This window comes from Burkholderia sp. AU31624 (assembly GCF_020420065.1).
Lineage (GTDB): Bacteria > Pseudomonadota > Gammaproteobacteria > Burkholderiales > Burkholderiaceae > Burkholderia.
Map to the genome: position 1 here is coordinate 152,900 of NZ_JAIZRT010000004.1, position 12,062 is coordinate 164,961.

Annotated in this window: 10 protein-coding genes; 3 read left to right on the top strand and 7 right to left on the bottom strand. The window is 70.1% G+C overall.

Annotated elements, in window-relative coordinates:
* Positions 1–2: 2 nt before the first annotated feature.
* Positions 3–2,321 (bottom strand): cellulose biosynthesis cyclic di-GMP-binding regulatory protein BcsB, encoded by a 2,319-nt coding sequence (bcsB, locus tag LGM89_RS15810; RefSeq protein ID WP_226273377.1) that lies wholly within the window; start codon positions 2,319–2,321, stop codon positions 3–5.
* A gap of 480 nt (positions 2,322–2,801) precedes the next feature.
* On the opposite strand from bcsB, the gene LGM89_RS15815 reads away from it, so the two are divergent.
* Positions 2,802–3,824: a diguanylate cyclase domain-containing protein gene (locus LGM89_RS15815; protein WP_373452535.1), complete on the top strand. Its 1,023-nt coding sequence runs from the start codon at positions 2,802–2,804 to the stop codon at positions 3,822–3,824.
* 40 nt (positions 3,825–3,864) lie between these two features.
* Here the strand turns inward: LGM89_RS15815 and LGM89_RS15820 are convergent, their stop codons facing one another.
* The 4 genes from LGM89_RS15820 to LGM89_RS15835 form a co-directional block, all read right to left on the bottom strand.
* On the bottom strand, positions 3,865–4,317 hold the full coding sequence (locus tag LGM89_RS15820) for a hypothetical protein (RefSeq protein WP_226273379.1): 453 nt from the start codon (positions 4,315–4,317) through the stop codon (positions 3,865–3,867).
* The gene (locus tag LGM89_RS15825) at positions 4,317–5,735 is read right to left on the bottom strand and encodes a phosphatase PAP2/dual specificity phosphatase family protein (RefSeq protein WP_226273380.1); all 1,419 of its coding nucleotides are present in this window, start codon (positions 5,733–5,735) and stop codon (positions 4,317–4,319) included. Before LGM89_RS15825 ends, LGM89_RS15820 begins: the two co-directional genes overlap by 1 nt.
* Positions 5,732–7,501, bottom strand: a complete 1,770-nt coding sequence (locus tag LGM89_RS15830) for a bifunctional alpha/beta hydrolase/class I SAM-dependent methyltransferase (protein ID WP_175237296.1) — start codon at positions 7,499–7,501, stop codon at positions 5,732–5,734. Before LGM89_RS15830 ends, LGM89_RS15825 begins: the two co-directional genes overlap by 4 nt.
* Before the next feature lie 93 nt (positions 7,502–7,594).
* Positions 7,595–8,200: a CDP-alcohol phosphatidyltransferase family protein gene (locus LGM89_RS15835; protein WP_226273381.1), complete on the bottom strand. Its 606-nt coding sequence runs from the start codon at positions 8,198–8,200 to the stop codon at positions 7,595–7,597.
* A gap of 456 nt (positions 8,201–8,656) precedes the next feature.
* Between LGM89_RS15835 and LGM89_RS15840 the strand changes: the two genes are divergently transcribed.
* Positions 8,657–9,289: a lysophospholipid acyltransferase family protein gene (locus LGM89_RS15840; RefSeq protein ID WP_071334306.1), complete on the top strand. Its 633-nt coding sequence runs from the start codon at positions 8,657–8,659 to the stop codon at positions 9,287–9,289.
* 37 nt (positions 9,290–9,326) lie between these two features.
* Positions 9,327–10,256, top strand: coding sequence for a phosphatidate cytidylyltransferase (locus LGM89_RS15845; RefSeq protein ID WP_089425119.1), 930 nt, complete (start codon positions 9,327–9,329; stop codon positions 10,254–10,256).
* Positions 10,257–10,298: 42 nt separating this feature from the next.
* Here LGM89_RS15845 and LGM89_RS15850 read toward each other — a convergent pair whose 3' ends face one another.
* Both LGM89_RS15850 and LGM89_RS15855 read right to left on the bottom strand, forming a co-directional pair.
* On the bottom strand, positions 10,299–11,123 hold the full coding sequence (locus tag LGM89_RS15850; protein WP_226273382.1) for a topoisomerase IV: 825 nt from the start codon (positions 11,121–11,123) through the stop codon (positions 10,299–10,301).
* 56 nt (positions 11,124–11,179) lie between these two features.
* The gene (locus tag LGM89_RS15855) at positions 11,180–11,956 is read right to left on the bottom strand and encodes a hypothetical protein (RefSeq protein ID WP_226273383.1); all 777 of its coding nucleotides are present in this window, start codon (positions 11,954–11,956) and stop codon (positions 11,180–11,182) included.
* Between the last annotated feature and the right edge of the window lie 106 nt (positions 11,957–12,062).

The following is a 12,062-nucleotide window of genomic DNA, read 5'->3' on the forward strand; positions in this document are numbered from 1 at the left end:
CGTTACATCCCCCGTCGACGCGCGGCGATTCTCTGCAGCACGCTGAACACGCCGAGCGCGAGCAGCAGCCCCGCCACGACGCCGACCGCGCCCAGCACGACCGGATGCCGCGCCGCCTGCGTCCACACCCGCGCATACCACGGCACGAACCCGACCACGTAAGGCTCGCCGACGCGCAGGCTGTCGACCTGCCCCGGCCGCACGAGCGCCAGGTCGCCCTGCAGCTGCGACACGAGCCCGGCGTTCTCGAACACGTTGAGCAGATCGCCGAGGCGCGGCTGGTCGGTCGCCGTCAGCGCGACGACACTGCGCCCCCGGCTGCCCGGCAGCTCGAACCCGGCAAGCGCCGCGAGCGAGCCCGTCTGCTCGATGTGCGCGCCGCCTTCGGTCAGGCCGACGCCGTTGCGCCAGCGCTCCTTCACCGAGAAGGCGATGCGCGCGGCGCCCTCGCCGCCCGCGCTGCCCTGCTCGCCGATCACGAGCGGCAGCGCCGAGCGCCAGTGCGCGAGCAGCGGCGACGCGGGCGAGCCGTCGATCACGAGGAGATCCTTGCTGCCCGACAGCGCGGCGACGTCGCCGGGCCGCGCGACCTGCACGCGCAGCGCCGGGAAGCCGGTCCATTCGCCCATATGGCCGAGCATCGTCAGGTAGGCCTCGAGCTCCTGCGGCGACGGCCGGTCGGGCATCACGACGGCCGTCTGCGACAGGTCGGCGAAGCGCGTGAACGGGAAGCCGCTGTTCGCGAAGAACGCGAGGTTCGGCAACTGCGCGTAATGGACGAAGTGCGAGAAGTCGATCGTCGAATCGGGATCGATCGCCGCACGCTGCGGCTCGGTCGCCGTGCTCGAGCACAGGCCCGTCTTCTGCGAGTCGAGCGTGAAGCGGAACTGCAGCTGGTTGCCGCTGCCGACCCGGAATGCCGGGATGTCGACGTCGCTCGTCACGCGCCCTTCCGGCACCGACAGCAACGGCAGCTGCATGCGGCCGTGCGCGTCCTCGGCGTGGGCCGGCCCGAGCCGGTACGACTTCACGAGCTGGTCGTTGATCTCGACGGCAAGCGTCGAGTTGTCCTGCACCGTCGGCGCCGTGTAGCGGTAGCGCAGCGTGATCGGCACGCCCGCGCCGTTCCACGAATGCAGGTCGGACGGCACGCGCAGGTTCAGGCGAATGGCGTCGGGCGACGTGCCGCGCACTTCCAGCTCGCGCGTATCGGACACGAGCTCGCGGAACGTGATCGGCCGGTTCACCGGCAGCCAGCGCGGCGCGTCGTACGGTTTGCGCGGCGCGCCGAGATCGACGTGCGCGACCGTCGCCGACGGCCCCGACAGCGCCGCGCGGCCCAGCACGAGCGTCGCGACCGCATCGTCGACCTCGGCCGCCGTGCGGCCCGTGACGACGAGCAGCTTGCGCCCCGGCGCGGCCGGGTTGTCGGCCACCGCGAGCAGCGGGCCGTTGATCGACGGCAGCGCGAGGCCGGCCGGCAGCGTCGCGGCCGTGCCGATCACCACCGCCTGGTCGTCGGCCGGCAGCCCGGTCGATACCGGGAAGCGCGCATGCCGGTAGTCGGCCAGCGCGCCGAACCACGACGCGAGCACGCCCGCGCTGCGCAGCGTCGCCGAATCGGGCGACGCCGGCAGCACGAACGGCAGCCGCACGCGGCCGTTGTCGCGCCGGTCGAAGAACGGCGCGGGCAGCAGCGCGAGATCGTTCGGCAGGCGGACCGGCGATTCGTCGAGGATCAGCTCGCTCTTCGGGCTCACGTCGGCCCACAGCGCCGAGTTCGACGGATCCTCGCAATGGTCGAGCGTGTAGTGCGCGATCAGGCGCAGGCCGATCTGGTTGAAATCCGAGAAGTAGCGCGGATCGATCGCGATCTCTTGCGTGACCGTGCGGCCCGCCTGCGCGGCGTCGAACGGGACGGTCGCGATGACCTCGCCGTTCACCGACACCTTCAGGTGCGACATCGGGAACACCAGCGACGGCGAATACGCGTAGGTCAGGCGCAGCCGCGCGCCGGTGACCACGCGGTCGAGCCGCACGCCCGCATTGATCGTGCGTGCGTCGTCGGCGCCGCGCAGGCGCAGCGGATCGAACGCGCCGAGCGACGCGAACGGCAGGCGCACCGTCGTCACCGGCAGCCCGGCCGCGGTCGCGCTGACCGCCGCGGGCGCGGCCGCGAGCACCGGCGCCGGCGCAGCGCCGGACGCGGCCGCAACTGGCACGACCGGCACGGCCGGCATCGGCGCGGCCGACAGCGCGGCGGCATGAAAAGCGCCGGCCATCGCGGCCGAGAGGACGAGCAGCGACACGGCCGGCTTCATGCGGCACTCCGTTTCATCAGGATCATCCGGTCGTCCGTCGCATCGCAATCGATGCACGCAAAGCAGCTATGCCCGTGAGTGAACATCCCCACTGCTTCCCTCATATGTATCCAACTGGCCTGATTCATTTATCGAAACGATGCGGCGATTTCTTTAATCGCGCGGCATCGTGCTACGCGCGCCTGGCACCGGCACACGCCCATTCGTCACACTATCTCAAAAACAGGGCAAAACTCACCCCGATTCGCGACATTGAAGCGAAAAAACCTCAATCCGGTCGGAAATGCTGCGCGAGAGGGATGAATGGTAAGAATTGCGCCGTTGTCGCCCGGCAGGTCAAACGGCATACTGCCGGCGCGGATCGGCTGGCCGGCGGCGATCCGTTGCAGACCGCCCGGCCTGAACGCGCAGCCGCGAGGCGGCGCGTATGCTACCGCAATCCGACGCCGCCGGATGTGCTTTCTTTCACGGAAAACGGACTTGAATCAAATCGTCGACACTGCCACCCCGTCCCCCGATACGCTGCTGCGCATCATCACCGTGCAGACCGAGATCGCGAAGCTCGGCCTCGATCTCGGCAGCGTGATGGCCTATGTAACCGAGCAGGTGCCGCAGCTCACCGGCGCGAGCGCCGCCGCGGTCGAATTCGCCGAGGGCGACGACATGGTGTACCGCGCCGCGTCGGGCACGGCCGCCGGGATGCTCGGCCTGCGGTTGCGGCGCTCGGGCAGCCTGTCGGGCCTGTGCGTGCAGCAAGGCGCGTTGCTGCACTGCATCGATTCGGAAACCGACCCGCGCGTCGATCGCGACGCCTGCCGGCGGGTCGGCCTGCGCTCGATGCTCGTGATGCCGCTCACCCATGCCGACACGACCGTCGGCGTGCTGAAAGTGATGTCGCCGGAAGTCGACGGCTTTTCGCCAGCCGACGCGGCCACGCTGCGGCTGACGGCCGACCTGATCGCCGCCGCGATGTTCCACGCGGCGCGCAACGAGGCGAACGAACTGTACCTGCGCGCGACGCACGACGCGCTCACGGGCCTGCCCAACCGCGCGCTGTTCTACGACCGCCTGCGGCAGTCGATGCACACGACGCTGCGCGCGAACGGCCGGCTCGGCATCCTCAACATCGACATGGACGGGCTGAAGCCGATCAACGACGGGTTCGGCCATCGCGCGGGCGACGCGGCGCTGCGCGAGATCGCCACGCGGATGCAGGGGGCGGTGCGGCGCTCGGACACGGTCGCGCGCATCGGCGGCGACGAATTCGCGGTGATCCTGCCGAACATCGGCAATCGTGACGATGCGCATGCGCAAAGCACGCGGCTCGCGCGCCAGGTCAGTGAACCGTTCGAATTCGAGGGGCGCCCGATGCGGCTCGGCGTCAGCGTCGGGATCGCGCTGCTGCCCGACGACGGCACCGACATGAACGCGCTGATCGAGCATGCGGACCAGGCGATGTATGAAGTGAAACGCACGCGGTCGCAGCGGGTCGCTCACGCGTAACGCGGCTCGACCAGCCGGCGGCGGCTGCCCTGCGCGAGCGCTAGCCGATCTGCGGCACGGCGATCGCGAGCCCGACCACGAGCCACTGGACGATCGCGACGAGCACACCGGCCCGGCACAGCCCGACCGCACCGCGCACGCGTGCGTCGAGTGCGCGTCCGGCCTTCGACGCATCGATCCAGCCGAGATCGGCGAGGGCGCGGTCGAGCGCCGCGAGGCCGTCGTCGACCGATCCGTCGCCCGCGGCCGCACGCGCGAGCGCGGCGAACAGCCGGCGGTCGATCTCGATGCGCACCGCGTACCACAGCGCCGCGATCCCCGACCCGGTGCTGACCCCCGCCAGCAGCACGCGGGCGATCGTCGCCGGCGCCCAGCCCGACGCGATCCACCAGCCGGCACCGGCCGCGGCCAGCGCGGCCGCGATCGCCCACGCACCCGCATCGAGCGCGCCGCGCGCGGCGGCAATCCTGAATGGCGCGGACGGGTCGCGCATCACGCGCCTCCCGCGCCGCGACGGCGATCGATCCACTGCTGCAGCACGGCCACGCCGTCGTCCGACCACACCGCGTGCGGCCGCACCGCACGCACCGCGGCCAGCGCGTCGCGCGCATCGCCGAGCCCGCGTCGCGCCGCCAGCCACGCGGCCGCGCACAGTACGCTGCGCCCGTAGCCGAGCGCACAGCAGACCAGCACGTCGCGCCCTTCCCCATGCAGGCGTTCGAGCGCCGCGACGGCCTGCGCGAGTTGTCCGGCGGTCGGCGCGACGAGATCGAGCTGCGGCACCGTCGCATACGCGAGCGACGCATCCACCGACGCCCAGCGCGGCATCTCGGCGGTCAGGTCGACCAGTGCCGTGAAGCCGTGGCGGCGCACGTCGCGCGTGGTCGGCGTGCGCCCGATCGACACGCGTTCGTCGATCCGCACCGGCGCCGGCTGCCGGAACGTCCACAGCCGCGAATTGACGAACGCGCCCGCAATCGTCGGCGCGAGCAGCCAGCGCATGACGACCGGGAACCGCCCGAGCGCGTCCTTCTGGAAAGCGTCGGGCGCGCCGCGCCGGTAGATCCACGCGACACAGGCGAGCGCCAGCGCGACCCACCCTGCCGCCAGCGCCCAGCCGGGCGCGCGCGGCACGCACCCGAGCGCCACGAGCGCGAGCGCCGCCGCGCCAAGCGCATAGCGACGCGCGAGCGCACGGCCGGCCGCGCCCGGCGACGCATCGGCGCCCGGCAGCCGGCCCGCGGCGTCGCGCAGCGGAAACAGGAACAGCGCGAGACAGCCGACGGCCGCGCCGGTCGGCACGTCGATCGCGTGATGCTGGTAGGTGGTCAGCACCGACACGCCGATCGCCGCGAACCACAGGTGCAGCACGCCGCGCGCGAACGTGCCGCGCAGGTGCTGCGCATAGACGGCCCACAGCACGACGAGCAGCCCGATGTGCAGCGACGGCGCCTGGTTGAACGGCTTGTCGAAGCCCATCAGCAGCGTGAACAGCGCACCGGCCACGCCGCCGGCGTCGGGCCGCTCGAACCCGAAGCGCAGCGGCCACGCAATGAAGCACGCGACCGAGATCAGTTGCACGGTCAACAGCCGCTTCACGTGATCGAGCAGGTCGGCGCGGCGCGTCCAGAAGAAGAACGACAGCGCATACAGCAGGTCGATCGACCAGTACGGCACGATCGTCCACGGCACGAACGGGATCGCGTGTTCCCAGCCGAACGCGAAGGTCGGCACCGCCGCGCGGCGCGCGGCGAGCCAGTTCGCGAAGCCGTAGGTCGAGAAGAACACGGCCCCCATCACCGCGAGCCAGCCGAAACGCAGCGCGAGCGACGCGTCGCGCGCGTCGGCGCCGGCATCGGCCGCGGAGGCCGGTTCGGCGAGGTCGCTCGCGCCGCCGTCGAGCGCGCTCATGACGCGTCGACCCGCTGCGCGAGGCTGACCGTGAAGATGCCCATTTCGTCGATCCGCTGGTCGAGCTTGCGGAAGCCCGCGCGCGCGACGAGCTCGTCCATCTCGGCCTGCGAGCGGCGGCGCATCACCCAGGTCGCTTCGCCGCGGTGATTGTTCAGCGCACGGGCGATGAACTCGAGCTGCGGATGCCACGGCTGCCCCGTATAGACGAGATAGCCGCCCGGCGGCACGGCCTGCGCGAGCCCGCGCAGCGAGCGCTCGATCAGCGCGTTCTCGCCGAACAGTTCGTAGAGGCCCGACACGATCGCGAGCGTCGGACGCGGCTCGAGGGTCGCGAGCGACGCCTCGTCGAACGCATCGCCGCGCTCGAAGCGCGCGATCGACTCGAGGCCGCGCTGCGCGATCAGCACGCGCCCGGCCTCGACGTTCGGCGGGCTGTAGTCGCGCAGCGTGATGTCGTCGGGCGCCGCGCCGTCGCGCTCGGCGGCCGACGCGATCGCGTCGAGCACGTAGCGCCCGTGCCCGGCCGCGATGTCGACGATCCGCACCGGTGCGCCGTGGCCGCGCAGGCGGCCGATCGCCGCGCCGATCAGTTCCTGCAGATGCACCTTGCGCTGGCGGATGCCGACCCAGCCCGGCGAATCGAGATAGGTGCGGTCGATCAGCGCGCCGACGCCGAGCCGCCCTTGCGCGCGGTTGCGGTACACGTAGTCGAGCGTCGAGCCCGAATCGAAGCCGAGCCGCAGCCCGAGCGCGATGCCGTCCGACAACGCGCCGCCGGCCTTCAGGCCGGCGCGCGTCAGCGCCCAGTACGCCCGCGCGAACGCATTCGCGGGCGGCCGGCCGAGCGCCGCGTATTCGTCGTGGAACGCGCCGCGCCGGTCGGCGTCGGCGAGCGACACGCGCGGGCTCGGCGCATCGAATTCGCGCAGCACGAAGGCGCGCAGCGGAGCGAGCGCCTGCGCGCGGTCGCGTTCGCCGAGCGTGTCGTGATAGAAGCCCGGCAGCACGATGCGCTCCTTGCGCGCGGCGCCGAGGCGTTCGAAGAAGCGGTCCTGCGGGCCGCGATGCACGACCCAGTCGGCGCCGGAGATCAACAGTTGCGTCGGCACGGTGATCGCGGCCGCGTCGGCGACGATCCGCTGCGCGGTGTCGTGCAGGTCGAGCAGCATGTTGACCGCGATCGGCCGCGTGATCAGCGGATCGGACGCATAGCTCGCGATCCGCTCGGGATCGTGCGTGAGGAATTTCGGCTTCACGTAGCTGTTCACGTAGAACAGCCCGCGCAGCTTGTGCATCAGCCGCAGGCCCGGCCGCGCGAACGGCACGTAGAGCTTGATGTGGAACGCCGGCGACGCGACGACGAGCGCGCGGATCGGCGGCGCATAATCGTGCGCCCAGGTGGCCGCGAGCACCGCGCCGACGCTCTGGCCGACCACCGCCATGTCCTCGATCGCGATGCCGTGCGTGTCGCGGATATGTTCGACGAAGGTCTGCAGGTCACGCACCGACGCGGCCGCGCTCGGGCTGTAGCCGCGCGCGCCGGGCGAGCGGCCGTGGCCGCGCGCATCCCATGCGAAAAATGCGAAATCGGGTAGGTCGAGCTCGTCGACCAGGTGCGCGACGCGCGCCGAGTGTTCGTGGCCGCGATGCAGCAACACGATGGCGCCGCGGCAGCGCGGGCCCGTGGCGGGCCAGTGACGATAGAACAGCGTTTCGCCGTCGTGCGTGATGAAGTCGGCCTCGCGGGCCATGCGTGCGCTCATGCGTTTTTCTCTCGTTTCGTTATTCGAATCCTGGTGCGCCGCCCTCCGGCGCCCGATACCGCAACTGCGTTGACGACTGTTTCAACCGCCCTTTCAACCGCCCTTTTCCGCGATGCCGGCCTGCACGCGCCGCACCACGGTCACGATCGACAGCACGATCAGCAGCCGCCACAGCCAGGCTGCAACGCCGCCGACCGGAAAGCCGAACCCGATCCACAGCGCGAACGCCCCGAGCGCGAGCGCACGGTCGCTCTTGCCGAACGGGCCGTCGTAGCGGCGGCTCACGCCGACCAGCGGACCGATCAGCCCCGCGCATTCGACGATCACCGCCGTCAGCGCGAACAGCCAGACGTCTGCCGGAGCGAACGCGGAAATCGCGAGAAACGGCAGCACCAGCGCGACATCGGACACGACGTCGCCGAGCTCGTTCAGGTACGCGCCGAGCGTGCTCTTCTGGCCGTGCTCGCGCGCGAGCATCCCGTCGATCGCATTGAGCGCCATCCGTGCGAACAGCCACAGCGGGATCAGCAGGAACAGCGCGCGGGCAAACACGCCGAGCCCGGCGAGCGCGCCGACGACGATCGAGCCGCCGGCCGCGAACAGCGTGACCTGGTTGGCCGTCACGCCGCGTTCCGCGAGCGAGTTCGCGAACGGGCGCAGGGTGTTCTGGAATTTGGGTTTGAGTGCGTAGAGGCTCATCGTTTTATTTGCGCGGCACAGTCGGATACATTTCCCGCCGCCATGCCCCGGGCGGCGAAACGGCCTTGGACGGCCTTCCATGGACGGCCCTAATCGTCGCCGAGCGGCCCCGATGCGTCAAGCGCGCGCCCGGCCCGCACGCGCGGCGCCAATCTGGCGTTTTTGACGGAAACTCGCGATAATCCGCTGGCCCAATCGCGGCGAGATCCATTCGAACTGCAAACGGGCACGCGTGCAACAGCCGATTATCACGCCGCCGACCGGCGCATTCGCCGCGACGCAACAGCGTGTGACGGCGAATCGTCCGATTATCGCGGACCTGCGACAGGCAGCCACGAATTTGAAAAAATTTAAACAAGGGCCGTCCGGCGCGCATCCTGCCGCACCGGCATTCCGGGGTCCCGCCCGCCGCTCACGCGCAGCGGGCCATGCAGGCACGCAGGAGGCGCAGCGCCGATGAACATCCTCAACGTCTGGCAGCGCGATTTCCTGCTGTCCATCGTGCGGCTCGTGGCCGGTGCGTATCCGGTCTGGCATCAGGCGCCGCCGTCCCCGACGCAGAAGATCTACTTCTCGAACCACACGAGCCACATCGACACGCTCGCGATCCTCGCCGCGCTGCCGCGCAACGTGCGCGCGGTCGTGCGGCCGGTCGCCGCGCGCGACTACTGGGACAGCAGCGACATGAAGCGTCACATCGCGCAGAAGCTGCTGAACGTCGTGCTGATCGACCGCCACCGCGAATCCGGCGGCGACCCGCTGGACCCCGTGCGCGACGCGCTCAAGCAGGGCCATTCGATCATCATCTTCCCGGAAGGCACGCGCGGCGCCGAGATCCTGCCGCAGCCGTTCAAGAGCGGGCTGTTCCACCTCGCGACCGAGTTTCCGGACGTCGCGCTCGCGCCCGTCTATCTCGAGAACCTGCAGCGGATCATGCCGAAGGGCGCGATCTGGCCGGTGCCGCTGATCTGCAAGGTGCACTTCGGCGCGAACGAACAGCGCGGCGCCGACGAGGACAAGCCGACTTTCCTCGCCCGCATGCGCGACGCGGTCGTCGCGCTCGCACCGCCGCAGCGGCCGGCCGGCTGAACGCGGCGCCCTCTTCTCCCCTTTCCGGATATCGATAATGCGAACCATTTTCTGGGAACTGGTCGCGGGCGTCACGGGCGTGCTCGTCGTCGCGACCGTGATCGGCGCGATCCTCGGCGCACGCAGCGGCGGCACGAGCGCGACCATCGTCAACCTGAACCAGCGCATCCGTGCGTGGTGGGCGATGATCGCGATCATGGCCATCGCGATCGGCCTCGGCAACAACATCACCTATCTCGTGTTCGCGGTGCTGTCCTACCTGACGCTACGCGAATTCATCACGCTCACGCCCACCACGCCGAGCGACCACACGACGCTGTTCATCGCGTTCTTCGTCGCGATCCCCGTGCAATACCTGCTGCTCGGGATCAACTGGTACGGGATGTATTCGATCTTCGTGCCCGTGCACCTGTTCTTCGCGATGTCGCTCGTGTCGGCGCTCACGCAGGACACGCGCGACTTCCTGAGCCGCAACGCGAAGATCAACTGGGCGCTGATGGTGTGCGTGTACGGGCTGAGCCATGCGCCGGCCGTGCTGATCCTCGACATTCCGCACTACGCGGGGCAGAACGCGCTGCTGCTGTTCTTCTTCCTGTTCGTCGTGCAGATCAGCGACGTGCTGCAGTACGTGGTCGGCAAGCTGTTCGGCAAGCGCAAGATCGCGCCGCAGCTGTCGCCGTCGAAGACGATCGAGGGTTTCATCGGCGGCGGGCTGCTGGCCACGCTGTGCGGCGCATCGCTGTATCGCGTGACGCCGTTCAGCTTCGGGTCGGCGTTCGGCATCTCGCTCGCGATCGTGATCGCGGGCTTCGTCGGCGGCCTCGTGCTGTCGGCCGTCAAGCGCTCGCTCGGCACCAAGGACTGGGGCTCGATGATCGCGGGCCACGGCGGGATGCTCGATCGCGTCGACTCGATCTGCTTCGCCGCGCCGGTGTTCTTCCACCTCGTGCGGTATCTGTACGTGTGATGCGCGGGCGGCGCCACGCCGCCCGTTCCTGCGCGCGATGGATCAGTACCCTTCGCGCAATGCCTTCGGCACGACGTAGCGGCCACGCGCCGCGTCGAACTTCACCGTATGGCGCGCGCGGATCGTCTTGTCGCCGCGCGTGCCCGTTTCCGTGACCGTCAACGGATAGACGTCGCCGGCACCGGTCAGGTCCGGCGCGATCTCGAAGCGGCGTTCCTCGCAGCGCGCCCGCGCGTTCGCACATTCGGTCGACTCCGCGTTGTCGAGCGCCTCGTCGATGCGCGCCGCCGCCAGCACCAGTGCATTGCCGACCGGCAGCCAGATCGCGCGGAAGCGTTGCGAATAACCTTGCCGCGTGTCGCTTTCGCCGATGACGAACCCGAACAGATGCGGCCCGAGCCGCTCGATACGCACCGTGCCCGGCTCGCCGCGCCCGCCCGACGCGATCTCCGTTTTCTTCATGACCGGCTCGAGCGTCTTGCCGTCCGCCGCCGGTTTCAGCACGTACAGGTCGATCGTGCCGGTCGTCGCGTCCGTATCCATGCCAGGCATCCCGTTCTGCACGGCCGCCTCGGTCTCGCCGCACATCGCGAGCAACGTGCGCGGGCCCTCCGCGGTCGCGACGCGCAGCGAGCCGCATGGTGCATAGACAAGATCGCCGCCGTCCGCCTGCCAGCCCTTGCGGTCCGCGCGCCAGCTGCCGTATGTGTCGTGGATGAAGGTCTTCAACAGACGATCAGGCTGGACCGGCTCGGCCGCATGGACGGGCGACATCGCGGAAAGTGCGGTGAGCACCGCGAGCGCGCCAGGCGCGGCGAGCGAAGCCGCGAGCGGCTTCAGACGTGTGTTCCGGGGCGGGACTGTCATGACGTGGTTCGTTCTGGTCGAAAAGAAGTGTAGCGAATGGTGGCGGGCCTTCCCGATCACGGTTGCCGTGATGCGATGCCGGTGCCGTCCGGCTTCAGCCGCGCGGTTGGCACCCACCCTTCGGCGGTGACGCGCGTGCGCGGATTCAGGTAGACGACCGACGTGAAACGGCCATAGTCGGCACGCGCATCGACGTGGTCGTGCTCGACGATGAACCGCCCGTCGATCCGGCACGTGTCGTCCGGCGCGGAATAGAACGGCAGGCGCCCCTTGCCGGTGACGACGCGCCCGGCATCGCTGCCCATCACGTAATCGCCCTGCACCTGCGCGCGGCGGTTCAGCGCATCGCAATCGACGGCGTTGCGCACGGGTGTAGCCGGTGCGGCCGGTGCAACCGGCGCAACGCACGCCGACACGAAACGCGACAACGCGCGCCGGTCGATCTTCAGCACGTCCGGCCGGTCGGGATCGCGCGTGACGTCGAGCGCCCGCATCGCCTGCGTATCGAGCGTGACCCAGCCGATCGTCGCGTCGCGATTCGGCGTGCCCGGATGATCCGGCATCGTGAACAGCCTGACGCGGTAGACGTTGCCGTCACGCTCGTCCACGTCGGCATGAATGTCACGCCGGCTCATCTCGGTCTGCCGCAATGCCGGTACGATCAACCGGGTCAGTTGCTCATTGCACGACGCCGGCGGCATGGCGGCGGCCGTTTGCACGGCCATCGCGCCCAGGCATGCCATCGCAGCAGGCACGGCGACAGCCGCCGCGAACCGGCGGCGGCATCCGGCCTCGCCATTCGCGCCGGCCGGCGTTACGATCTCGTTCTTCACCCAGGCTCCGTTCGATGCGTGCGGGGATCGGCCCGCGAGCCCGTAGCGTACACGCACGGCGCGGCACCGCAAGCGCGCATCGCACCTGCCCGACATGGACCCACGC

Coding starts and splice junctions, on each gene's coding strand:
- LGM89_RS15820 (WP_226273379.1), bottom strand. CDS start 4,317: ATGCGCGACCCGTCCGCGCCATTCAGGATTGCCGCCGCGCGCGGCGCG.
- LGM89_RS15845 (WP_089425119.1), top strand. CDS start 9,327: ATGCGAACCATTTTCTGGGAACTGGTCGCGGGCGTCACGGGCGTGCTC.
- LGM89_RS15825 (WP_226273380.1), bottom strand. CDS start 5,735: ATGAGCGCGCTCGACGGCGGCGCGAGCGACCTCGCCGAACCGGCCTCC.
- LGM89_RS15830 (WP_175237296.1), bottom strand. CDS start 7,501: ATGAGCGCACGCATGGCCCGCGAGGCCGACTTCATCACGCACGACGGC.
- LGM89_RS15850 (WP_226273382.1), bottom strand. CDS start 11,123: ATGACAGTCCCGCCCCGGAACACACGTCTGAAGCCGCTCGCGGCTTCG.
- bcsB (WP_226273377.1), bottom strand. CDS start 2,321: ATGAAGCCGGCCGTGTCGCTGCTCGTCCTCTCGGCCGCGATGGCCGGC.
- LGM89_RS15840 (WP_071334306.1), top strand. CDS start 8,657: ATGAACATCCTCAACGTCTGGCAGCGCGATTTCCTGCTGTCCATCGTG.
- LGM89_RS15835 (WP_226273381.1), bottom strand. CDS start 8,200: ATGAGCCTCTACGCACTCAAACCCAAATTCCAGAACACCCTGCGCCCG.